Raw genomic sequence first — 255 nt, 5'->3', positions numbered from 1 at the left:
GAACGCATTTACTGCCAGTGATTCAATCTTAATTCCAGTGCAAACCGAATACTACGCACTAGAAGGTCTAAGCCAACTATTAAACACTGTTCAATTAGTTAAGAAGCACTTTAACCCAGACCTAGACGTTGAAGGGGTTCTACTTACCATGTATGACTCACGTACTAAGTTAGGTCAACAAGTTAACGATGAGGTTCGTAAGTACTTTGGTGACAAGGTTTACGACACAATCATTACTAGAAATGTGCGTTTATC

Annotated in this window: 1 protein-coding gene; it reads left to right on the top strand. The window is 39.2% G+C overall.

All coding sequences use genetic code 11. The annotated features are described in order from the left end of the window. Nucleotides 1-255: ParA family protein (locus KTJ72_RS07090; RefSeq protein WP_217304488.1), on the top strand; the 255-nt coding region annotated here is incomplete at both ends.

The organism is Apilactobacillus waqarii (assembly GCF_019061205.1).
GTDB lineage: Bacteria > Bacillota > Bacilli > Lactobacillales > Lactobacillaceae > Apilactobacillus > Apilactobacillus waqarii.
This window is presented reverse-complemented; position numbering and strand designations above follow the sequence as displayed.